The organism is Brevibacillus sp. MCWH, assembly GCF_013096935.1.
GTDB classification, from domain to species: domain Bacteria; phylum Bacillota; class Bacilli; order Brevibacillales; family Brevibacillaceae; genus Brevibacillus; species Brevibacillus aydinogluensis.
Map to the genome: position 1 here is coordinate 137,055 of NZ_SDLF01000005.1, position 22,848 is coordinate 159,902.

Here is a 22,848-nt window from a genome sequence, read left to right on the forward strand (position 1 = left end):
GGTTCCTTGTCTCTGTGCGGCCGGCCTGCGTGCCTCACGCCTCAGCCGGCAGCTGTTTCGTTTCGTTGTACACGTCATAATCCAGCTCACCGGTCACTCTGCTGGTAAGCAGGCCGGCCGTCATGCTGCCGCTTACGTTGAGAGCCGTCCGGCCCATGTCGATGAGCGGCTCGACGGAGATCAGCAGCCCGACGATCGCCACCGGCAGATTCATCGTCGACAGCACCATCAGAGCGGCAAATGTCGCACCGCCGCCAACGCCCGCTACGCCGAACGAACTGAGCGCAACGACGAGAATCAGCGTCAGAATGAACGACGGCGAAAGCGGATCGACGCCGGCAACAGGAGCCGCCATTACGGCCAGCATCGCCGGATAGATTCCCGCGCAGCCGTTTTGGCCGATGGACAGACCAAACGACCCGGCGAAGTTGGCAATGCCCTCCGGCACTCCCAGTTCGTCCGTCTGCGTCTTGACGTTAAGCGGCAGCGTACCCGCGCTGGTCCTGGATGTAAAGGCGAAAGTCAGCACAGGGAACGCCTTTCTCACAAAGGTGAGGGGATTTAATCCCGCCAGAGCCAGCAGCAGCAAATGAACGGCAAACATGACGAGCAGGGCCGCATACGACGCCACGACAAATTTGCCCAGGTTCCAGATGGCTTCGTAGTCACTGGTGGCGGTCACCCGTGTCATGATCGCCAGCACGCCGTAGGGCGTCAGACGCAAGATGAGCGTCACCACCCTCATCAAGACCGTGTAAAACGTGTCGACGATGCCGGCGAATTGTTCGGCATGGTCAGGATGCTTCCGCTTCACTCCCAAAAACGCCAGGCCAATGATGGCGGCAAAGATGACGACGGCGATCGTCGACGTCGGGCGTGCTCCCGTGAAATCCTGAAACGGGTTTTCCGGCAGCAGCTCCAGGATTTTTTGCGGCAGCGTCATCGTTTGCAGCTCGCCCAGCTTCTGCTCCACCTGCTCGATGCGCGCAGTCTCCGCTGCTCCCTGCTGCAGCTGCACGCCGTCCAGGTCAAACGCGAATGTGAAGCCAATCCCGATGGCTGCGGCCACTGCGGTCGTGCCCACCAGGATGACGAGAATCAGCGTGCTGATCCTCCCGATGTTCGCGGACAGCTTCATTTTGGTAAAGGCAGCCAAAATGGAGAGAAAGACCAGCGGCATGACAATCATTTGCAGCAGTTTGACGTAGCCTTTCCCCACAATGTTGAACCAGTCGATCGACGTCTGCAGTACGTCCGACTTGATGCCGTATACAGCCTGCAGGATCAGACCGAAAACGATCCCTGCCCCCAGAGCGGCAAAGACGCGTTTGGAAAACGACACATGCTTCTTCTGCATGGCATACAATCCGGCCATCAGAAGCAGCATGAACACAATGTTTACAATGGACAACAACGTCAGCATGATAATTCCCTCCGATTGTCCGGCATGACTTCCTGATTCCGCTCCGATGCGGAACAATACATTTATATGATACAAAAACCGATAGGTCAAGTAGGATTTACACTTACATACATACGCAACACCAGACGCCTATGTCACTATCTCATCTGGCACATACCAGATTGACAGCCAAGGTTACCATCGGTTATTTTATAACCAACGGTTACTAACCATTGGTTATCATATGTCCAATCACATGAAAGGAGCGAGAATTCCCATGCCGAACAGACAGGAAATCCGTTCCGAGGAGACGCGACGGGCGATATTGGCAGCAGCCGGAACGCTGTTTGCCGAACGCGGTTTTGACGCCGTGACCATGCGGGAGATCGCCAAACAGGCTGGATGCTCCCACACGACCATCTACCTGTACTTCAAGGACAAAGAGGCGCTCCTTCACCATCTCTCCATGGAACCGCTGCAATCCCTGCACCAGCAGATGGAGGCCTTCCTGCGCGACCAAACGCTCGCTCCCGCAGACAGCCTGCAGGCAGTCACCCGGACATTCGTCCGCTTTTGTCTGGCGAACCGGAACATGTACACGATTTTTTTCATGGCAAAAGCGTCCCGCGTTGATGAAGAGACGCCGGCGCTGGAGGTCCAGCAGATTCGGAACCGGTTGTTCGGCCTGCTCAGGCAGGCGGTCCGGGCGTGTCTGCCGCCGGATACGCCGGACGATCGGGTGCTGGCCTACACCCGCATCTATTTCTTTACCCTGCATGGAATCATCGGAACGTACACCCACTCCGCCGAGCCGCTCGACGACCTGCTGAAGCGGCTGGAACCCACGTTTGACCTCGCTTGGGACGTCCTGCTGGCCGGATTTCACCATACCGCGACAAAAGGAAGTGGTGCGTAGATGAAGGCGGAACAAATCTCCGAGCACATTTGGAGCCTCAAGGCGTGGCTGCTGATCCCCGTGCGCGTCTGGGTCGTTACCGCTGACGACGGCGTCACGCTTGTCGACGCCGGCCTGCCGTTCATGACCGCCGGCATTTTGCGGTTTATCGACAGGTTGAACGCCGGTCCGCTGCGGCGCATCCTGCTCACGCACGGCCATTCCGACCACGTCGGGGCGATCAGGGGGATTCTGGACAAATACGCCGTTCCCGTATACGCACACCGCATCGAGATTCCCTACATGGAAGGAGCACTGCCGTATCCCCGCCGCAAGAAACCGGAGCGCAACGTTGCCGCAGGACTGGCGGCACCGCTCGCCGAAAGCGCGGACGGACAGCTCCAACCCATCGCCGGCCTGAAGCCGTATCTGACCCCCGGCCACTCCCCCGGTCACGTCGTCTACTATCATGAGCAGGACCGCGTGCTGCTCGCCGGCGACCTGTTTACCTCCAAAAACGGACAGCTCCGCCGACCAATGCCGATGTTCACGGCTGACATGGCGGAAGCGGTGAAAAGCAGCGCCATCGTGCGGGAGCTGATGCCCAGGCGGCTGGAAGTATGTCACGGCGGACCGGTGTTTGCGGCCGGAGAGCAGGTGGCGGCGTATATGCGCAAGTACGGGTAAAGTCTCGAAAAAAATCATTGGAGCGTCCCCTATCCTCCCAGAGTGCAGACAACCGCACCTTGCCATCCACTGCAATGCAGCTCCGCTCGCTTTCTGGCAATTACAGGAATTAACAGCTATAATAGGATTGTCCCTATGCGGTCTATATGTCTATATATGGAAAGCAAGCGAGAGGATGATTCCGATGAAAAAATGGGTAGCGGCTGCATTGTGCGCCTCACTGGCATCTGTCGGCGGTTGGGCACTTGCGAAAAACACGGATAACATCGCATTGATCGTCAACGGCAAAAAAGTAGAAACGGATGTGGCCCCGCAGATTATCAACGGACGCGTCATGGTTCCCGTTCGCGCGGTGTCGGAGGCGATGGGCGCTGAAGTGAACTGGGACAGCAAACAAAGGTCGGTGATCGTCAGCAAACCGGAGGGGCCAACACCGATCGCCCGTTTGCCGCATGAGCAGACCACGCTCTATGCCCTGAAACAAAAAGATGACCTGTATACTCCGCTGCTGGCAGAACACCAGGGCCAATTCAAGCTGTTTGACTGGAAAAGCGTAACAAACCCCAGCTACGCGCCAACGATCCAATCCAAAGACCTGACGGGTGACGGAAAAGACGAGCTGATCTTCATTCTGACGACCGGATATGGAACCGGGGCACTGACCCAGGACGTCCACGTCCTCCAACCGGACACATGGGAGGAACGAAAGGTGCCTGATCCGGTCGAGACGCTGAAGCAACACATGACGAGCAAGGTCACCAAGGACCACGTCGAGATTTCAATTGACGGAAAGACAACGGTGATCCCCGCAGACAAAATCCCTGCGGAACCATCCAGCTGGTTTTCGTCTCTTGGAATCGGCGGCATCGTGACCTATGAAACGCAGGGAGACGCGCTGCTCGCCCGTGTTCCCGCCCAGTTGTCACCGGCGCATGTCGTGGGCCAGTTTCACATCACCTATCAGTTTGCCAAGGATCAATTCCAGGTAAAGACTATCGAATTCGTGCAGGACTAGCCTGGTCAAACGAAGTTAAAGAAGAAGTGCTAGAGGACAACATCACCCATGACACCACAGACTTTGTTTACAGACTGAACCGGACAGCGTTTTGCTGCCCGGTTTTGGTTTTTTTAATAGCCCTCCACCCGGAAGAAGGTGTGGTTGCCAATCACTTTTTTCTCCACGACCTTCCTTGCAGTGGAACCAGGGAAGGTGAAGTATTCGACACCGTTATTGTATGACACCCTTGTCGCATAGTACGAGTTGGTCACAAACCACAGGCAGTTGCCGATCGGATTGGGCGTCGTGGACATGTTCATGGCGATATTCAGCGAATCCTTCCAGGCCTGCGAGGAAAGATCCGGCTTCCGAGCCGCTTCCGTCGTCATTCCCTCAAACTGATACTTCTTCAGCAGCACCCCCTCGTACGTATTCCCGCCAAACTCGGAAAGGTTTTTGGCTTTTCGGTTTTTGGCCACGTGCGCACAACCGCGCTTTCCTTCAAGCGATTCCCCACGCGCCTCGGCATATACCATGCGGGCGAGCAAATCAACGCTGTCGCGCCCTTTCATTTCAGTGAGATCCCACGGATCACTGCCGATATTCGTCAACGGTTCACCATACGGATACGCCATGTCTGATACCCCTTTCATGTTTTGGATTTGAAAGAAACGAAGGGGTGTTCAACTTAAGCGGCCCCACCCCAAGCCGCTCTGTTGAATTTCGTTTCATCTCCATAGGCAGGAACAGGGACGAAAATACAACCCTGGCTGCAAAAAAGAAGGAATCTCTGCCCGGCGGCGAAAAAAAAAAGCCCTCTCCCCTGAGAACAGGCGTTTTTCGCGCATGTGTGAAAAGCGTATCAGCAACAAATTGACGAGTGCGATTCATTCCTGAATAATTATACAAAAACGCATAACAGTGAATCATACGGCAAGCTCAGCGCCTGATGAGCGCACACCATCGGCATCTATTCAAGAATGGATAGGGACAGGGCAAAGGGGGACAGCGACGTGAATGACCAACACACGTGGAGCGAAGATTTGGCCATCCTGCAGTCGCTCAAGGACGATCTGCTGGTCACGAATACGGATGGCATCATCGTGCGGGCCACGGAAAAAACCGGGGAGATTTACGGTGTGGACACAAAAGATTTGATCGGCAAGTCGGTGTACGACCTGGAGAAGGAAGGGCTGTTTACGCCGATTGTCACGCCGATGGTCATCAAGGAACGCAGAAAAGTCACCGTGATACAGACGACAAACAAGCGGAAAAAGCTGCTGGTCACGGGCATTCCGGTGTTTGATCCCAACGGCGAACTGATCTTTATCGTCAGCTACTCCCACGACGTGACCGAGCTGATCAACCTGCAGCACTACCTGCAGGTGCTGGAAGAAGATATCGAGCGCGTGAAAAGCGAGCTGGACATGCTGCGCAACAAGCATCTGCATGCGGACGGAATCATCGCCAACAGCGAGGAAATGAAAACCGTGATCGACACGGCGCTCAGGGTGGCCGAAGTGGACGCCACCATCCTGCTGCTCGGTGAATCCGGGGTGGGCAAATCGCATGTCGCCAAGTTTATTCACAATCACAGCGGACGCGCCAAGGGACCGTTCATCGAAGTAAACTGCGGAGCGATCCCCGATGCGCTGTTTGAGGCGGAACTGTTTGGCTACGAGAGCGGCGCCTTTACCGGGGCCAATCCGAAAGGAAAGCTGGGGCTGGCCGAGCTGGCTTCCGGCGGAACCCTGTTTCTCGACGAAGTAGGCGAACTGTCGCTGATCAACCAGGTCAAACTGCTGAAATTGATTCAGGAGCGGCGGTTCTTCCGGCTGGGCGGCACCAAGGAACGGGAGGCGGATTTCCGCCTGATTGCCGCCACCAACAGGGACCTGGAAGCGGCCGTGAGCGAAAAGACGTTTCGCGAAGACCTCTACTTTCGCCTCAATGTCGTGCCAATAACCATTCCGCCGCTGCGCCGGAGAACGGAGGACATCCTGCCGCTGATCCAGCACTTTTTGCGGCAGTTTGAGCAAAAGTACAAGCGAAAACGGACGCTGGACGAAGCCGTGATCCACCGCCTGATCTACTACGAGTGGAAAGGAAACGTGCGGGAACTGATCAACGTCATCGAGCGTCTGGTCGTCACCTCTTCCTCCCCGGTGGTGACGGTCGATCTGCTGCCGGCGTACCTCAATCGGCGATACGATCAGCCGCTGTTCGACGTGCATGAAAATCGGCCGCTGCAGGACATCCTGGATCAGGTCGAACGGCAGGTCCTGCTAAAGGCGAAACGAACGCACAAGACCACGGTGAAAATGGCGCAGGCGCTGGGGATCAGCCAGCCGTCCGTGGTGCGGAAATTAAAAAAACACGGAATCACGTAAGGGGTTGGAACGAAACTTGCAGTTCACTCCCGGCAGACAAACGAGGAGGGTTGCTGCATGTCAAGCGATTGGAGTCATTTGGTTGGTCAGATGCATACCTTGCTGGCGCCAAGCATGGCCAAAGACCACCCGAATCTGCCGGTAGTCAAGGCGGAAGGCGTCTACTACTACGGATTGGACGGCAAGACCTATCTGGACTTTACATCCGGCATTGCCGTCGCCAATACCGGTCATCGCCATCCGAAAGTGGTGAAGGCAATCAAGCAGGCGGCGGACCAACTGGTGCACGGTCCGTCCGGCGTAATCATGTACGAGTCGATCCTGCGGCTGGCCAAGGAATTGACCACCGTGCTCCCGGCTGGACTGGACTGCTTTTTCTTTGCCAATTCCGGCACGGAAGCGATCGAAGGGGCCATCAAGCTGGCCAAGCACGTGACGAGGCGCCCCTACGTCCTCTCGTTTCTCGGCTGCTTTCACGGGCGTTCGATGGGTTCCCTTAGTGTGACGACATCGAAAAGCAAGTACCGAAAATTTCTGCAGCCCAGCGGCTTGTCCTACCAGCTCCCCTACGCCAGAGTGGATGAAGTTCCGCCAGGGGCCGATCCTGACGTATATTGCGCCGAACAACTGGAGAAGGATGTGGCGACACTGTTCGCCCATCAGGTGACGCCCGAAGAAGTGGCCTGCGCAATCGTCGAGCCGGTTCTGGGCGAAGGCGGCTATATTGTCCCGCCCAAGGGCTGGCTGAAAAAGCTGAGGGAGATCTGCGACCGGCACGGAATCCTGTTGATTTTCGACGAGGTGCAGACCGGTTTTGGCCGCACCGGCAACTGGTTTGCCGCCCAAACCTTCGAAGTTACCCCTGACATCATGGCGATCGCCAAGGGGATTGCGTCCGGCCTGCCGCTCAGTGCCACGGTCGCTTCCCAGGAGCTGATGAAGCAGTGGCCGCTGGGCAGCCACGGCACCACGTTTGGCGGCAATCCGATCGCCTGTGCGGCAGCTCTGGCCACGCTGGAAGTGATGAAAGAAGAGAACCTGGTGGAAAACGCGCGCGTGATGGGCAGCTACGCTCAGGAACAGCTTTGCCGCCTGCAGCAGAAACACCCGACGATTGGCAGCATTCGCGCCGTCGGACTGATGATCGGCATCGAAATTGTCGATCCGCGCACGAAGGCTCCCAATGGAGAGGGATTGCTGACCATCCTGAACAAGTGCCTGAGCAAAGGCGTGTTGTTCTACCTGTGCGGGAACCGCGGTGAAGTCATCCGCATGATTCCTCCGCTCACGGTGACCAAGGAGCAAATCGACGTTGGCCTGCGCATGCTGGACGAAGCCATTACGGAATACGAACAGGAAATACTGTGCATCGGCAGCAGTGCCGTGTAACCAACTTTCACAGGAGGAGGCCGTCTATGGTAAGGTACAAACCCAAGGATTCATCCCAATCCCCCCGCTTTTGCGGCGTGCGCACGTTCATGCGGTTGGAACAGGTGCGGACGACGGACGGTGTCGACTTTGCGGTGGTGGGCGTCCCTTTTGACACGGGGGCGTCCAACCGAACCGGTCAGCGGTACGGCCCGCAGCATATCCGGAACGCTTCGGTGCTGCTTCGCCCGTACAATCCCGATCAAGACATCCATATCTTTGAATACTGCTCCGGTGTTGATTACGGCGATATCGACGTGGTTCCATTCAACATTCACAAGACGTACGACAACATGGAGCGGGAGCTGTTTTCGCTCATCGACAACGACGTGACCCCGATCATTTTGGGCGGGGATCACTCCATCTCGCTCGGCAGCCTGCGCGCATTTGCCAGAAAATTCGGTCCAGTCGCCCTGATTCACTTCGACTCCCACGGAGACACATGGGACAGCTATTTTGGCGAAAAGTACACACATGGAACGCCGTTCCGCCGGGCAGTGGAAGAAGGATTGATCGATACGTCCCATTCCATCCAGATCGGGATGCGTGGACCGCTCTACGGACCGGAAGACATCAACGACGCCCGGGCGCTTGGCTATGAAGTGATGCCGATGAGCGAACTGCGCGCCATCGGCGGTGAGCAGGCAATCCGCCGCATTCATCAGCGGGTGGGAAATCGGCCGGCGTACGTGTCATTTGACATTGATTTTGTCGATCCCGCGTACGCGCCGGGCACGGGAACCCCGGAAGTCTGCGGGCCTACCAGCTACGAAGCGATTCAACTGGTGAGAGGGCTGGACAAGCTTCAGCTGGTCGGGTTTGACCTGGTCGAAGTCCTGCCGTCGCACGACCCTGGCGAAATTACAGCCGGACTGGCCGCGGCTGTAGCCTACGAAATGATCAGTCTGATCGCGTGGAAGCACCGCCGTAAACAGGTACATCAGGAGGGATAATGGATGAACAGCATCGATACGATCGTCATTCTGCTGTATTTCGCGCTGCTGATTGCGGTGGGTGTCATCGGCTCCAGGCGCGCCCGGACATCGGAAGAGTACGCATTGGCGGGACGCAATCTGGGCATGTTCATGTTTCTCGGCTGTTTGTCCGCCGTCATTTTGGGCGGAGCTTCCACCATCGGCACGGCGAAGCTGGGCTACACATACGGCATTTCCGGCATCTGGTTTGTCACCATGATTGGAGCAGGCATCATGCTCCTGGGCGCCTTGTTCATCAAGCGGATCTCCCAGTCCAACGTGACGACGATCAGCGAGTTTTTGGGCAAGCGTTACAATGCCGAAACCCGGCTGGTGAGCGCCCTGGTTGCGGCGATTTACACGCTGATGGTAGCCGTGACGCAGGTGATCGGGATGGGCACTATCATCAACGTGCTGCTGGGCTGGGACATGACTCTCTCGATGGTTGTCGGCGGCGGAATCGTGCTGTTCTATACGATTTTGGGCGGCATGTGGAGCGTAACGATGACGGACATCATCCAATTCATCGTCATGACCGTGGGCGTTTTCCTGGTCATGCTGCCGATGAGCCTGTCGCATGTCGGCGGGTGGGATCAACTGGCATCCAGACTGCCGGCCGCCCATTTTGATCTGACTTCCATCGGCGGCGAGCAAATTTTTCAATATTTCCTGCTGTACGCGCTCGGCATGGTGGTCTCCCAGGATATTTGGCAGCGCGTCTTTACCGCCCGCACGATGCAGATTTCCCGTACCGGTTCCGTTTTGGCCGGTGTCTACAGCATGTTGTATGCGGTTTCATTGACCATCGTCGGAATGTGCGCATTCGTCGCCTTCCCTCAACTGGAAAACCCGCAAAATGCGTTCACCACCATGGCCATTTCCATTCTGCCCAATGGCGTGCTGGGCCTCGTGCTGGCCAGCGTCTGCTCGGCGCTGATGTCGACCGCCTCCGGGACGCTGCTCGCCTCCTCCACATTGCTTACTCACGACATCATGAAGCCGTACTGGTTTCGGGACATGGACGATCGGCAGCTGCTGCGGCTGTCCAGGGTAACGACGCTGTTCATCGGCGCGCTCGCCATTGTCTTTTCGATCTGGATTCAGGACGTGCTGGTCGCGCTTGACGTGGCGTACGCCATTTTATCCGGTGCAATATTCGTTCCGCTCGTGGTCGGATACTTTTGGAAGCGGGCGACAGCGAAGGCAGCCTTTTCCTCGATCATTGCCGGCACCGTCGTCGTGCTGGCCGGATTGGCGATCGAAGGTCTCAGCTCGACGAATCCGATCATGTACGGCATCGCCGTCAGTTTGGCCGTCATGATCGGCATGTCGTACACAACCGCCCCGAGCGTTTCCGACAACGTCCATTCAATCAAGTGACGGGGCACTTCCACCCGCGAGCCTGCGGCGACGGGACCCGGGACAAGCTCGCCGCGATCGGATATAAATGAGCCACGAGAGAATATGAGGCTGACATCCTCCGTGCATCCGGAGATGTCAGCCTCCTTGTTTTCCGGGCGATGCCGGTTTGTCGTATCAGCGCTCAGGCGCGCTTGCTTTCAACTGAATGGTGGCGGTTCGTTTCTGCTGATCCCACTCGATTTTCCCATCCAGCAGTTCCGCCACCAGCCGGAGCGGGACCATTTCCGTACCGGCAATTGTCCGCTTATCCGCCGACAGGGGCAGCGCCTTTCCATCGCGAAACACCTTGCCCTGTTTTGTGATCCGGATGACCGTGCCCTCTATGGCTGCCACCAGTGCGCCGTCCTGCTGGTCTATGTGAACGGCCGCCCCCAGTTTCTCAAAGGCCTCCATAGTCGGAACGTAGATGCTCCCGCGGATCAGTACGGGCGGCGTGAGGAAGGAAATCTTCTCCGACTGCCGCATGACCTGGATGGGAGCGACTTTGCGGGGGACGACCACCAGGGCGTTGCTCAATTCCCTGCCCGGCGCCGTCAGCAGCTTGCCATGCGCGTAAAGGCCGGATGACGCTCCGCCGTCCAGGTTCATCGCCGCCACCAGCCCCATCGACTGGCAGATGCCGGCCAATTGGGCCAGGGTGACATTGGGGACCGTTCCCATCACCAGTTGATTGTTCGCCGTGTAGCCAATAAACGAGCGCTGCCCGCTTGCCTTGGTCAGCTTGGGATCATTCATTCCCTCTACGACCGGATTGACGACGATTTTCCCGTCCTTTACCAAAGTGGGGCCCGCACTGGTGACGTGTTGAAACGAATCTGCATTAAACCGGGAGGTACGGTCGATCACCGGCAGGGCGTTTCCGTTGAATCCGATGGACGACCCGCTGACGCCGTCGTGTTTCTTCTCGTAGTCGATGACGATCAATCCCCAGGGCGGCTTGTAATCCCCCTTGTTGTAGGCCATGAAAAACGTTCCGTTAATCGCAGCCAGTGCTCCCGTTCGTTTTGCCATCCCCGCCAGGCTTTCCGTCCGGCCCAGCTCGTCCCGCGCCAGTACCGGACGGACTTCCAGCCGGGGATCGTTCAGATTGATCGTGACGAACTGGACGGTTCTGCTTCCGGCAGACGTGGAAACCTTTTTGCTGCCCGCCATCACACTTTTGGATACATCCTGTGCCGCTCCCTGCGCGGCCAGATGAGCCGGCAAGGCAAGCGCGACGAGCAACACGATGGATATTAGCCATTTCCCTATTTTCATTTCACATTCACCTGTTCCGAAACGTATGTATTTCTGATTAAATTTTATCATAATTTTCCATCGACGAGCAGCGCGTATGACATCCTCTATGTACGCATGGGACGGGCTTGGTTATAATGAAACTCATCATCCGCCGGACACAGAAAGTTCAGGTGATCAATCATGCTGTCGATTCGGGTCGTACGCATGCCGGCCAATCTGCCGCCGGACTACGTGGATCTGTTCCTGTCCAGGGTATCCGCAGAACGAAGGCAGAAAATCGCCCGGTTTGTTCGCAAGGAGGACGCTTACCGCTCCTTGCTGGGCGAGGTGCTGGTCCGCTCAACCCTCTCCGAGCATACCGGTGTGAGGCCCGATGCGCTTCAATTTGTCTACAATCCCTATGGAAAGCCGTTTTTGCAAAACACCCCGGATGTGGGCTTCAATCTCTCCCACTCCGGGAACTGGATTGCCATGATCTGGGGCGACAGCTCTTGTTGCCCGGGTATTGATGTGGAGCGGATCGTGCGCATGGATCTGCACATCGCCGAACACCTCTTTACCCCGCAAGAAAACCGGATGCTTGCCTCCAAAACGGGAGATGCCCGGTTGGAGTATTTCTATCGCGTATGGACGTTGAAGGAAAGCTATGTGAAAGCCGTCGGCAAAGGCTTGTCCATTCCGCTTGATTCGTTTTCCGTGGTGTGTACGGAAGAACAGACGTGGTATTCCCCGGAGGCGGACGGTTTCCATTTTACAAGCATCAGCTTGGACGAGGAGCACATCCTGTCGGCCTGCTCGTGCAAGGCTGCGCTCCCAGATCACGTCCAGCACGTCTCCCTATCGTCCTTGTACGAAACCCTCCTGTAGGGAAATGCAAAACAGCCGGATTGCCTTGGCAACCGGCTCAGTGTGTAGATAATGTAGCTGTTGCGAGGAGAACACGTTTCCGTCAGCCGCTCCGTGCTCGCCCAGCAGGAAAGCCCAAACTGCACGCTTCGCATCGATTTGCGGGGGATCGCCAAAGCCGCATGGCTACGCAGCCTGTTCAACGGTGGCGCTCCCTTTTCCCGCAAATCGCTGCTCCGCTCAGTAGGGCTCACAAGTCGCTCTGCCTGGAAACGTGATTCTCCTTCGGTACAATCGGTTTGTCTTCAGTCTGACAGCCGGATTGCCTTGGCAACCGGCTGTCAGTGTGTAGACGAAGTCCGTGGCGAGGTGGAGGCGCGCCCCATGGAAGCCGGAGGAATGTTGGCGAAGGCGGCGATCTGCACCGCTCCGACCGTATGGCCCGGGAAAACGCCGACGCCGAACAACAGCGTGCGAATCAGCCACGGGTTGGTGCCAGCCCGCCACGTATATGACGCACACGACTGCTTTCGGGTTCAGACGTGCCTTCATTGTCCTTGTCTGACAACAGCCCCTGACCCGGCTTGCAGGCTGCGGGGCCGCAGGTCGGTCCATTGTGAGCGGATGTAGTCCAGGCATTCCTGACGCGTCTGCGGCCCCAGCACAACAGTCCAGCCTTCAGGCACTGCGATGAATGCCGGCCACAGGGAATACTGCCCCTCGTGATTGATCAGCACCAGAAAGGTGCCATCCGCCTTTTCAAAAGGATTGGTCATCGAATCATTCCCTCCTCGAGTGTCCGGATGCCGGACGGTCCAAGGCCTTCAGCTTGGCCGCCAGTATCTGGCCGATTTCGGCAAGCGGCCCGGGCTGACACAAATCCTTGTGCCGGCACGCGATGTCATGCCGTTCGATCCGTCCGCTTACATAGGGAATCCACATATCCGGTTCAATCGGATCAAACCAGTCCGGGATGATCGTGGAGCGGAAAAACAGCAGGTCTCCCTCGTATCGCTCCGGTACATACGCTCCCAGGATGCGGACCGAGTTCACATACGTTTGTTTCAGATTCATGATGGTCGATTCATCCAGGCTGGCCAGTGCGCTGGCGTCGCTGCGGAGGATTTCGAGCGCGCTGGCCATGGTGAGCGGGCCGCCACCCAGGCTGTCCGGATCATAGCCGCCCAAGGCGAGCAGCGCGATCAGGGCCTCCTCTTCATCCGGTTCTCCGCGAAGCGGCAGGAGGTGGCTGGGGTACGAATCGAGCATGGCCAGGAACGAGACTTCTTCTCCCTCTTTCTGAAGCTGCACGGCCATCGCATGCGCTACATTGCCGCCAAACGACCAGCCCAGCAGCCGATACGGACCGGCAGGCTGAACGGAACGAACATGTTGAAGGTAATCGGCCGTCATTTCTCCCAGCGTTTTCGGAAACTCCTCGGTCCGGGCAATGCCTCGGGCCTGCAGGCCGTAGATCGGATATTCCGTGCCGAGATGTTTCATCAGCCCGGCATAGCACCAGCTGAGTCCGCCTGCAGGATGTACGCAGAACAGCGGGAGCTGCTCGCCGTGGGCGCGGAGCGGCAGCAGCACCTGGAGCGCGCTTTTTCCCGTGTCCATGTCAAGCCGTTCAGCAAGCCCGGCAACAGTAGGCGCCTCAAACAGCACGCCGATGCCGATGTCCCGGCCCATGGTCTCGCGGATGCGGCTCATCAGGCGAACGGCCAGCAGCGAATGGCCCCCCAGCTCGAAAAAGCTGTCATCAATACTTACACGCTGCAAACCCAGCACCTCGGCAAACAAATTGCACAAGACCTCTTCCTGCGGCGTTCTGGGGCCGCGCCCGCCTGAAGTCAGGGAGAAATCGGGCGCCGGAAGCGCCTTGCGGTCCAGCTTGCCATTCGGCGTGAGCGGCAGGACATCCATTTCCACGATCGCTGACGGCACCATGTAATCAGGCAGACTGGAGGCGGCAAACCGGCGCAGTACAGCAGGTTCGACGCTTGTGTCCGCGGCCGGAACGACGTAAGCCACCAGGCGTTTGTCTCCCGGCTGATCCTCCCGCACCACTACCGCCACCTGGGCCACAGCGGGATGTCTGGCGAGCACGGCCTCGATCTCGCCCAGTTCGATGCGGAACCCCCGAATCTTCACCTGCTGGTCGGCACGGCCCCAATATTCTAAAGACCCGTCGCTGAGCCGCTTGGCAAGATCGCCGGTGCGATACATCCTCGTACCGGGGGGACCAAACGGATCGGCAACAAACCGCTCCGCCGTCAAATCCGGCCGTCCCCCGTAACCGCGGGCCAGTCCGGCACCGGCGACGTACATCTCCCCCGTCACTCCCGGCGGTACAGGCTGCAGGAAATCATCCAACACGTACACCCGCAGATCCGGTATCGGGCGGCCGATCAGGCTGTTGGCACCGGAAGCTGCATGGTGACGGTCAAGCTCGATATAGCTGACATGCACGGTCGTCTCGGTGATACCGTACATGTTGATCAGCTTGGGAGCATCGTCCGGATGGCGCTGATACCAGTCCGCCAGACGTCCCAATTCCAGCGCCTCGCCGCCGAAAATCACGAAGCGCAAGGAGAGCATCTGACCCAAGTCGGGATGTTCCCGATCAGCCTGCATCAATTGATAGAACGCTGACGGCGTCTGGTTCAATACCGTCACGCCCTCCCGCACGAGAAGCTGGAGGAACTCTCCCGGCGACCTGCTGATCGCATGGGGCACCACTACAAGACGTCCGCCATGCAGGAGCGCTCCCCAAATCTCCCACACCGAGAAGTCGAAGGCATAGGAATGGAACAGCGTCCACACATCGTCAGAGCCAAAGCGGAACCAGTGATCGGTGGAAGCAAACAATCTCACCACGTTCTGATGCGGGATGACGACGCCCTTGGGCCTTCCCGTGGAGCCCGAGGTGTAGATGATATACGCCGGGCTGTGTGCAGACAGACGTCCGCGGCGTTCACGGTCACCAGGATTGGCAGGAGAATGCTGCCTGAGCCGCTCTTGCGTCTCCGGTTCATCCAGCACGATCAGGGGCAGACCGCCAGCATCAGGCAGTCTGGAGACCACCTGCGTGCTTGTAATAATGGAAACCGGTCTTGCGTCCTCCAGCATATATGCCAGCCGGTCGGCCGGGTAATCCGGATCGAGAGGCAGGTAGGCGGCTCCGGCCTTCAGCACGGCCAGCACGCCAACGACCATTTCAATCGACCGCGGCAGCGCCAGGGCCACAACCTGCTCCGGACCGACCCCCTCTGCAATCAGCAGATGCGCGAGCCGATTGGCCCGGGTGTTCAGCTCATCGTAGCTCAGGGAGACATCCTCATGGACGACGGCCACAGCCTCAGGAATTCGGACAACCTGTGCCTCGAACAACTCCGGCAGCACGGTCTGCGGCACATCGTTTCCAGCCGCACTCCATTCCTGCAGCATGCTTTGGCGCTCTTCCGGCATCAGAATATCGAGTTCTCCGATCGACTTGCCCGGATCAGCAGCCACAGCCTCCAGTACCCGCAGGAACCGGCCCGCCAATCTTTCAGCCGTACTGCGTTTGAACAGATCGGCGCTGTATTCCAGAATGCCATCCAGACCCGCAGGAGTGCCATCCGCCGAACGGCGCTCCTTCAACTCCACGGTCAGGTCAAATTTGGCCGTGCCCGCACTTTCAATTGTCAGGCTGCTCTCCACACCAGTAAGTTCCAACGCCGCATCAGGCGTGTTCTGGAGCACCAGCATGATCTGAAACAGCGGGTGTCTGGACCGGGAGCGGACGGGGTTCATAACCTCCACCAGCCGCTCGAAAGGCAGGTCCTGATGCTCGTACGCAGCCAGATTTACCTCACGGACTCTGGCCAGCAGTTCGCGGAAGCTGGGGTTTCCAGACGTGTCGGTACGAAGCACCAGCGTGTTGATGAACAATCCGACCAGGCTGTCCAGCGCATCGTCGGTCCGCCCGGCAATCGGACTGCCGATCGGAATATCGGTGCCTGCGCCGAGGCGGGTGAGCAAAGCGGCGAGGGCAGACTGCAGGACCATGAACAGGCTCGCTCTGTTTTCACGGGCCACTTCCAGCAGTCGGCCGTGCAGTTCCTCGCTGATGTGGAACGGAATGACACCGCCCCGGTAGCTGGCTTCTGCCGGTCTTGGATAATCGCACGGCAGTTCCAACTGATCCGGCAGGTTGGCAAGTGTCCGCGTCCAGTACGCAAGCTGTCTGGCGATCAAACTGTCGGGGTCGCGCTCACTCCCCAGAAGCTGTTCCTGCCAAACCGCGTAATCCGCATACTGTACCGGCAGCGGCGGCCATGACGGGAGCTCGCCCCGGCAGCGGGCTGCGTAAGCGGTGGAGAGATCGCGGGCCAACGGGGTCAGCGACCAGCCATCTCCGGCGATATGGTGCAGCAGCAGCAAGAGTACGTACTCGTTTTGCCCAAGTACGAACAATTGGGCACGGAGTGAAGGCTCCGACGAGAGTTGGAAGCTGTAGCGCACGGCGTCGGCAAGCAGCCCGGGCAGTTCAGCCTCGTTCGTTTCCGTCACAATCAGCTCAGGTCGAGCGTCGGCTGCGTCCAAAACCAGCTGGTGCGACGCGCCCGACTTGTCGGGAAAAATGGTGCGCAGGGTTTCATGGCGAGCGACGACATCGCCAATCGCATCCTCCAGCGCCTGTACATCCAGTTCGCCGGACAGGCGGGCCACGAGCGGAATGTTATAGGCCGGATTGGGTCCATCCAGTCGGTACAGGAACCACAAGCGGCGCTGGGCAAACGAAAGCGGCACTGCCTCCGGACGCGCGACCGGCCGCACAGGCGGTCTGGCATCCCGCGCATGATCGAGCCGCTTGACCAGCCCTGCTACCGTGGGTGATTCAAAGAGGCTGCCAATGCTCAATTCGACACCGAAGACATCGCGGATACGGGCGATTACCCGTCCGGCAAGCAGGGAGTGACCGCCCAATGCAAAAAAGTCCTCGTCTATCCCCACATGAGCCAGGCCGAGCACTTCGGCGAACAGGTCGCACAACATCTCTTCCTGCGGCGTCCTCGGTCCGCGCCCTGTAACCGTATGGAGATCAGGCGCTGGCAGTGCCTTGCGGTCAATTTTTTTATTCGGCGTCAACGGCATTTCGGCAAGTTGGACAAACGCGGACGGGATCATGTAATCGGGCAGTTCGGCGGAGACATGCCGGCGCAGCTCGGCTGGGTCTATGCCGGCGGATGCATGCGGGACCACATATGCCACCAGCCGTTTGTCCCCTGGCTGGTCTTCCCGGACGACTACTGCAACCTGGGCGATCGCAGGATGCCGGGACAGAAGCGACTCGATCTCGCCAAGTTCGATCCGGAACCCGCGAATTTTCACCTGGTGATCGACACGGCCCACGTACTCAAGGGAGCCGTCCGGCAGCCATCTCACCAGATCTCCCGTGCGGTACATCCGGGAGCTCGGCGCGCCGTACGGGTCGGCCACGAATCGCTCGGCCGTCAGCTCCGGCCGTCCCAGGTAGCCGCGAGCCAAGCCGACACCGGCAATGTACAGCTCTCCCACCACTCCCGGCGGAACGGGCTTCAGTCCGCCATCCAGCACATACACCCGCGTATTCCAAATCGGCCTGCCAATCGGGGGTGTTCCCGCTCGCTCATCGCCAAGGTGCATGGCAGTGGAATAAATGGTGGTTTCCGTCGGACCGTATTGATTATGGACATCGCACCCCAGTTCCTGCAGGGCGAGTTTGAGCCCGCTGGGGAACGCCTCGCCTCCCGTAATGATGCGCAGGCCGTCAAATTTGTCGGGCCTGCTCGCTGCCAGCTCGTGCCACAGGGTCGGCGTCGCCTGCATGATCGTCGTGCCGGTCTCGCGAATCATTTTCGCCAGAGCCGACGGGTCCATGATCGTATCCTTCGCGGCGATGACAACACGGGCCCCGCTCGTGAGCGGCAGGTACAGCTCCAGAACCGAGATGTCAAATGAAATCGTGGTAACCGACAGCCACGCATCCCGTTCGTCCAGCGCAAACCGATCCTGCATCGCCAGGATCAGGTTGGTCAGATTGCCAAACGTGACCATGACCCCCTTGGGTCTTCCGGTCGAACCGGAGGTGTACAGCACGTAGGCAGGATGAAGCGGCGACAAGCAGTTTGTTCGATCAGCATTGCCGGGATTGTGAATCGCTTGCCGCATCAGCCTGTCGATGGTTTCCGGCTCGTCAAGCACGAGTCTTGAGCCCGTACCACAATCCGGCAGCCGATGGGCAACCTGTCTGGATGTGATGACGCATACGGGTCTGGCGTCCTCCAGCATGTAGGCTAACCGGTCGGACGGAAAGTCCGGGTCCAGCGGCAGGTACGCCGCTCCCGCCTTGTGAACCGCCAGTATGGCGACGACCATCTCCGGTGAACGCGGCAGCGCAAGCGCGACCACACGCTCCGGTCCGACACCGTGCGCCATCAGCAGATGGGCAAGCTGATTGGCTCGTTTGTTCAGCTCGGCATAGCTGAGCGAAACGCCTTCAACCTCCACGGCGACAGCCTCAGGCGTGCGGGAGGCCTGCTGCTCAAACTGCTCGTGCGCGCTGGTCGTCGGCAGGTCATGAGCGGTTTCATTCCATTCAAACAGCACCTTCTGGCGTTCCTCCGGCAGGAGCAAGTCAATCTGCGAGACCGGCTGGCCGGGGTCAGCCGACGCCATATTGTCCAGGAAACAAAGAAAGCGCCGCTGATGAACCGCCAGCTCGTCGGCGCCGTAAATCGCCGGATTGGCGTCAAAATTGAAATGCAGCCCGCTGCCGTCTGATCTGTCGTAGATGTTTATCGTCAGGTCGTCCACGGGGCCGGCCGACAGGTTTCGCGTTGTCGCGCGATGGCCGGCAAAGCGCACATCATAGTCAAACGGCATCACATTGATCATCGGACCAAACAATCGCCGGTTGTCCCCCAGCAGTTTCAGATCGCGCCGCAGATCTTCATGCCGGTAACGCTGATGCCGTCTGATCTCGTGGATTTCCTGCGAGACCTGCTGCAGGAGAGCTGCCAGACTCATGTCCGGCCGCACCGTCAACCTTAGCGGCAGCACGTTCATGACCATTCCCGGCACGCGCAGCGATGCAGAGCCGAGTCGGCACATCATGGGCAAGCCGAGAATTACATCGTTTGCGCCGGTCAACCGCTGGACATAAGCCGCCGCAGCGGCAATCACGACGTCAGACCAGGTTGTCCCCGTCTGGCTTGCCAGCCCTTTTAGCGCAGTCATGCTGGTTGGCGGAAGCTGTGCCGACTGACGCAAAAAGCCGCGGGATGTCCTCGCCGCCCTGTCTCCCAGACTGACCACCTCGGGCTCATCGGCGAAGCGTGACAGCCAAAACTGCCGATCCCGCTCCATTTGCTCCGAGCTGCGATAGGCTGCCTCTTCCTCCAGGATGGAGTGAACAGACCCAAAGGCCGCCTCGTCGTACGGCCGGCCATGGACGAGTGCCGTATAGATGTGTGCCACCCTTTGTGCCAACAGCGAATAGCCAAAGCCATCAATCGCAATATGATGGATGCGCTGATACCAGAAGAACCGGTCAGGCGCCAATTTCAACAGCACTTGTGCAAACAGGGGACCGCGGGTCAGATCAACCGGTTGGGCCATGTCCTGCTTCATCCACGTTTCTGCCGCTTCCTGCGGATCTTCATGGCCGCTGACGTCCACGAAATGCAGCGGCCAGTCAGCTGACGGGCAGAGGCTCTGCCACGGACCGTTCCAATCCTCGCCGAAGCGCAGATGCAGCGTTTCCGCCTCCGTCACGGCCCGGCGCAGGGCAGCCTCGAACAGCGCAGGATCGACGGGGCCATGGATTTCGATGCACTCGGCGGTGTTGAAGACCGGATTGTCCGGGTCGAGCTTTTGTGCAAACCAAATGCCATTCTGCGCACCCGACAAGGGCCAGCGTACATCCTGATGATCCGGCATGAACATCACCTCTTTCATACGACGAAGTAATCCTGATTGGGCAAACTCTGCTTCAATCGTGATGACAACAGCGCCCACCAGGCGGCCAGTGTCGGCTGCTCAGCCAGTTCCACAAAGGTCACCTCTGCACCGCTGCGGCGCCATCTCTCCACCAGCGACATGATCCTGACGGAATCAAGCCCCCACACGTTAATCAGGTCGTCGTTTTCCCCAAGGTTTGCCGGCAGTTCCTGGAGCAAATCAGCTACTTGCGCGCGGATCGCTTCCTGCGTGATCGGCTGCGTGTCACTTTCACGGGCGGCCGGCGCTTCAGCCTGCACGCCGCTCAGCTGATCGATCAGACGCTGCGTCGTGATCGTGACCGCGCAGCGCTCAGCCGCGTAGGTCAGCGCCATCATGTGCTTCTCCCGAGAGAAATCCGCTACCGCATCTGCAACGAAGAACGGCTGCACATCTTTCATGAACGCTTCGCACGCGGTCATCAGGCAGCCGATATGGGCGTAGATGCCGCACACGATAAGCTGATCCCGTCCGCGCTGCTGCAACATCTCCAGCAAATTGGTCTGTTGAAAGGCGCTGTACCGCCACTTGGTCAACACCAGATCCTGCCCGCCCGGCGCAAGCTCATCGACGATCTTCTGCTGATCGGGGCACTTCGTCAGTCCCGGCCCCCAGAAATCCTGCAGCAGTCCGCGCTGCTCTGGGGACTGTTTGCCAGGCTGCGCCGAATAGATGACGGGGATTCCCTGCTCGGCGCAATAGGCTTTGAGCTTTTGGATATTGGCCAGAAGCTCCACGACCGGAGACTCCGTAACGGTGAACGCATTCAGAAAATACTGCTGCATGTCATGAATCAGCAGAGCCGCCCGCTGCGGATCAGGTGTCCACGCCACCCTGTTCTTCGGCAGGTCAGACTCTACAGGCATCGGATACGGCAATATGGCGGGAATCGCCATGCTAACTCCTCCCTTGCTTGTGTCGGTGCGTACGCGACTGCAATTGCTGGGCGATGCGTTCACGCAGCATTTTTTTGCTGATCTTGCCGACTGCCGTCATGGGGAACGAATCGACAAATTCCACTCGATCCGGTATCTTGTAAGCCGCCAATCCACGCTCCCGCAGGAACGCTTTGAGTTCGGCCGCTGTGGGAGCCGGATGATGCGGAATCACGAAGGCGCACGTGCGCTCGCCCAGATAATCGTCCGGCATGGCGACCACGGCGGCGTCATGTACGCCGGGATGAGCGAGCAGATGGTTCTCCACTTCTTCAGCCGCCACCTTGTCTCCGCCCCGGTTGATCTGGTCTTTGGCACGTCCCTCTACGACCAGATGACCTGTTGGAGTCAACCGTGCCAGATCGCCCGTGCGGTAAAAACCGTCAGCAGTGAACGCCTTGGCGTTGTGCTCCTCGGCCTTGTAATAGCCGCGAATGGTATAAGGTCCCCGGGTCAGAAGGTGTCCCACCTGGCCCGGCTCGACTTCGCGATCATTGTCGTCAACCAGGCGAATCTCATCATACGGCGACATGGGTCTGCCCTGGGTGTTCACGATGATCTCCTCGGGATCATCCAGCCGCGTGTAATTAACCAGTCCCTCCGCCATCCCGAACACCTGCTGCAGGGTGCAGCCGATCGTCGGTTTGACCATCCTGGCAGCCTCAGCGGCGAACTTGGCCCCGCCAACCTGCAGGACCTGCAGGCTGGACAGATCATGCCTTCGCGATGCCGCCGCATCCAGCCAGACCAGGGCCAGCGGAGGCACTACGGCCGTAATTGTGACCTGCTCCCGCGCGATCAGCGGAAACGCCTCGTCCGGGCTGCCGCTGCGCGCGAGAACCACTCTGCCGCCGGCGTACAGCGTCCCGAGTACGCCGGGCGAGCTGAGCGGAAAGTTGTGGGCAACAGGCAGTACCGCGAGATACACGCTGCTCTCATCAAGCTGGCAAATCTCGGCGCTGACCCGCAAACTGTAGACGTAATCATCGTGCGTCCGGGGAATCAGCTTGGGCAGTCCGGTGCTGCCGCCGGACAGCTGGAGAAACGCCACATCGCTGGCGCTCGGCCCTTCCGGCATACTGACGGGATCTGTGCGCATTTCATCCAGCGCGTCAAACTGTCCCGGGTCGCCCGCCACAATCACGTGACGCAAGGTGGGAACGCTCTCCTTGACATGAGCGGCAAGCTCGCGGTAGTCAAACCCCGCTTCAACGTCTGGGATGACGTACGCAACCGCTTCGGTGAACTCGCACAAATAGGTGATCTCACTCTTTCGATGCAGGGGGAGGGCAAACACAGGCAGCGCCCCCAGCCGAAACAGTGCAAAAATCACTTCAAAAAATTCCGGGATATTGGGAAGCTGCACGACGACCCGGTCCATCGGCTTGATTCCCAGCTTCTGAAACCCCGCTGCCAAGCGGTCGGCCCGGGCGTCAAGTTCCGCGTAGCTGATCCGCCTGTCACCGCTGACGATGGCGATGCGTTCCCCGTAAGCGGCGGCACGCTTCCGCAGCATCTCTCCAAACGTCTCACCCTGCCAGCACCCTGCCGCCCGGTATCGATCGGCAAATTCCTTGGGCCACGTTGGGCATCCTGACAGCATGA

The 22,848-nt window shown here is 58.7% G+C and carries 15 protein-coding genes; 8 read left to right on the forward strand and 7 right to left on the reverse strand.

Annotated elements, in window-relative coordinates; genetic code table 11:
- Positions 1 to 34: 34 nt before the first annotated feature.
- On the reverse strand, positions 35 to 1,423 hold the full coding sequence (locus ETC00_RS06590) for an L-cystine transporter (RefSeq protein ID WP_171565180.1): 1,389 nt from the start codon (positions 1,421 to 1,423) through the stop codon (positions 35 to 37).
- A gap of 256 nt (positions 1,424 to 1,679) precedes the next feature.
- Here ETC00_RS06590 and ETC00_RS06595 point away from each other — a divergent pair, with 256 nt between their 5' ends.
- The 3 genes from ETC00_RS06595 to ETC00_RS06605 all read left to right on the forward strand — a co-directional run bounded on the left by ETC00_RS06595 (position 1,680) and on the right by ETC00_RS06605 (position 3,999).
- Positions 1,680 to 2,318 (forward strand): TetR/AcrR family transcriptional regulator, encoded by a 639-nt coding sequence (locus ETC00_RS06595; RefSeq protein WP_171565182.1) that lies wholly within the window; start codon positions 1,680 to 1,682, stop codon positions 2,316 to 2,318.
- Positions 2,319 to 2,984: an MBL fold metallo-hydrolase gene (locus tag ETC00_RS06600; protein WP_171565184.1), complete on the forward strand. Its 666-nt coding sequence runs from the start codon at positions 2,319 to 2,321 to the stop codon at positions 2,982 to 2,984.
- A gap of 184 nt (positions 2,985 to 3,168) precedes the next feature.
- On the forward strand, positions 3,169 to 3,999 hold the full coding sequence (locus tag ETC00_RS06605; protein WP_171565186.1) for a copper amine oxidase N-terminal domain-containing protein: 831 nt from the start codon (positions 3,169 to 3,171) through the stop codon (positions 3,997 to 3,999).
- A gap of 113 nt (positions 4,000 to 4,112) precedes the next feature.
- Here ETC00_RS06605 and ETC00_RS06610 read toward each other — a convergent pair whose 3' ends face one another.
- The gene (locus ETC00_RS06610) at positions 4,113 to 4,616 is read right to left on the reverse strand and encodes a cell wall hydrolase (RefSeq protein ID WP_171565188.1); all 504 of its coding nucleotides are present in this window, start codon (positions 4,614 to 4,616) and stop codon (positions 4,113 to 4,115) included.
- A 345-nt stretch (positions 4,617 to 4,961) separates the two neighbouring features.
- Here ETC00_RS06610 and ETC00_RS06615 point away from each other — a divergent pair, with 345 nt between their 5' ends.
- The 4 genes from ETC00_RS06615 to ETC00_RS06630 are packed head-to-tail and all read left to right on the forward strand — an operon-like array spanning position 4,962 to position 10,153.
- The gene (locus ETC00_RS06615) at positions 4,962 to 6,371 is read left to right on the forward strand and encodes a sigma-54 interaction domain-containing protein (RefSeq protein ID WP_171565190.1); all 1,410 of its coding nucleotides are present in this window, start codon (positions 4,962 to 4,964) and stop codon (positions 6,369 to 6,371) included.
- 57 nt (positions 6,372 to 6,428) lie between these two features.
- Entirely contained in the window at positions 6,429 to 7,760 is a 1,332-nt protein-coding gene (locus ETC00_RS06620) for an aspartate aminotransferase family protein (RefSeq protein WP_171565192.1), read from the forward strand.
- A 26-nt stretch (positions 7,761 to 7,786) separates the two neighbouring features.
- A complete protein-coding gene (speB, locus tag ETC00_RS06625) occupies positions 7,787 to 8,752 on the forward strand; it encodes an agmatinase (RefSeq protein ID WP_171565194.1) in 966 nt (321 codons plus the stop codon).
- 3 nt (positions 8,753 to 8,755) lie between these two features.
- Positions 8,756 to 10,153: a sodium:solute symporter family protein gene (locus ETC00_RS06630; protein ID WP_171565195.1), complete on the forward strand. Its 1,398-nt coding sequence runs from the start codon at positions 8,756 to 8,758 to the stop codon at positions 10,151 to 10,153.
- A gap of 156 nt (positions 10,154 to 10,309) precedes the next feature.
- On the opposite strand, the gene ETC00_RS06635 is transcribed toward ETC00_RS06630, so the two are convergent.
- A complete protein-coding gene (locus tag ETC00_RS06635) occupies positions 10,310 to 11,452 on the reverse strand; it encodes a phosphodiester glycosidase family protein (RefSeq protein ID WP_171565197.1) in 1,143 nt (380 codons plus the stop codon).
- A 162-nt stretch (positions 11,453 to 11,614) separates the two neighbouring features.
- On the opposite strand from ETC00_RS06635, the gene ETC00_RS06640 reads away from it, so the two are divergent.
- Positions 11,615 to 12,301, forward strand: coding sequence for a 4'-phosphopantetheinyl transferase family protein (locus ETC00_RS06640; RefSeq protein WP_171565199.1), 687 nt, complete (start codon positions 11,615 to 11,617; stop codon positions 12,299 to 12,301).
- 527 nt (positions 12,302 to 12,828) lie between these two features.
- On the opposite strand, the gene ETC00_RS06645 is transcribed toward ETC00_RS06640, so the two are convergent.
- The 4 genes from ETC00_RS06645 to ETC00_RS06660 are packed head-to-tail and all read right to left on the reverse strand — an operon-like array spanning position 12,829 to position 22,846.
- The gene (locus ETC00_RS06645) at positions 12,829 to 13,056 is read right to left on the reverse strand and encodes an MbtH family protein (RefSeq protein WP_171565201.1); all 228 of its coding nucleotides are present in this window, start codon (positions 13,054 to 13,056) and stop codon (positions 12,829 to 12,831) included.
- Between the two features lie 4 nt (positions 13,057 to 13,060).
- A complete protein-coding gene (locus tag ETC00_RS06650) occupies positions 13,061 to 20,248 on the reverse strand; it encodes an amino acid adenylation domain-containing protein (RefSeq protein WP_171565203.1) in 7,188 nt (2,395 codons plus the stop codon).
- 14 nt (positions 20,249 to 20,262) lie between these two features.
- Positions 20,263 to 21,204, reverse strand: coding sequence for an isochorismatase (locus tag ETC00_RS06655; protein ID WP_171565205.1), 942 nt, complete (start codon positions 21,202 to 21,204; stop codon positions 20,263 to 20,265).
- A gap of 1 nt (position 21,205) precedes the next feature.
- On the reverse strand, positions 21,206 to 22,846 hold the full coding sequence (locus ETC00_RS06660) for a (2,3-dihydroxybenzoyl)adenylate synthase (RefSeq protein ID WP_171565206.1): 1,641 nt from the start codon (positions 22,844 to 22,846) through the stop codon (positions 21,206 to 21,208).
- Positions 22,847 to 22,848: the final 2 nt, after the last annotated feature.

What these genes read in the sequence shown, in the direction of transcription:
- ETC00_RS06590 (WP_171565180.1), bottom strand. Translation starts at nt 1,423, where the DNA reads ATGCTGACGTTGTTGTCCATTGTAAACATTGTGTTCATGCTGCTTCTG.
- ETC00_RS06595 (WP_171565182.1), top strand. Translation starts at nt 1,680, where the DNA reads ATGCCGAACAGACAGGAAATCCGTTCCGAGGAGACGCGACGGGCGATA.
- ETC00_RS06600 (WP_171565184.1), top strand. Translation starts at nt 2,319, where the DNA reads ATGAAGGCGGAACAAATCTCCGAGCACATTTGGAGCCTCAAGGCGTGG.
- ETC00_RS06605 (WP_171565186.1), top strand. Translation starts at nt 3,169, where the DNA reads ATGAAAAAATGGGTAGCGGCTGCATTGTGCGCCTCACTGGCATCTGTC.
- ETC00_RS06610 (WP_171565188.1), bottom strand. Translation starts at nt 4,616, where the DNA reads ATGGCGTATCCGTATGGTGAACCGTTGACGAATATCGGCAGTGATCCG.
- ETC00_RS06615 (WP_171565190.1), top strand. Translation starts at nt 4,962, where the DNA reads ATGGATAGGGACAGGGCAAAGGGGGACAGCGACGTGAATGACCAACAC.
- ETC00_RS06620 (WP_171565192.1), top strand. Translation starts at nt 6,429, where the DNA reads ATGTCAAGCGATTGGAGTCATTTGGTTGGTCAGATGCATACCTTGCTG.
- speB (WP_171565194.1), top strand. Translation starts at nt 7,787, where the DNA reads ATGGTAAGGTACAAACCCAAGGATTCATCCCAATCCCCCCGCTTTTGC.
- ETC00_RS06630 (WP_171565195.1), top strand. Translation starts at nt 8,756, where the DNA reads ATGAACAGCATCGATACGATCGTCATTCTGCTGTATTTCGCGCTGCTG.
- ETC00_RS06635 (WP_171565197.1), bottom strand. Translation starts at nt 11,452, where the DNA reads ATGAAAATAGGGAAATGGCTAATATCCATCGTGTTGCTCGTCGCGCTT.
- ETC00_RS06640 (WP_171565199.1), top strand. Translation starts at nt 11,615, where the DNA reads ATGCTGTCGATTCGGGTCGTACGCATGCCGGCCAATCTGCCGCCGGAC.
- ETC00_RS06645 (WP_171565201.1), bottom strand. Translation starts at nt 13,056, where the DNA reads ATGACCAATCCTTTTGAAAAGGCGGATGGCACCTTTCTGGTGCTGATC.
- ETC00_RS06650 (WP_171565203.1), bottom strand. Translation starts at nt 20,248, where the DNA reads ATGCCGGATCATCAGGATGTACGCTGGCCCTTGTCGGGTGCGCAGAAT.
- ETC00_RS06655 (WP_171565205.1), bottom strand. Translation starts at nt 21,204, where the DNA reads ATGGCGATTCCCGCCATATTGCCGTATCCGATGCCTGTAGAGTCTGAC.
- ETC00_RS06660 (WP_171565206.1), bottom strand. Translation starts at nt 22,846, where the DNA reads ATGCTGTCAGGATGCCCAACGTGGCCCAAGGAATTTGCCGATCGATAC.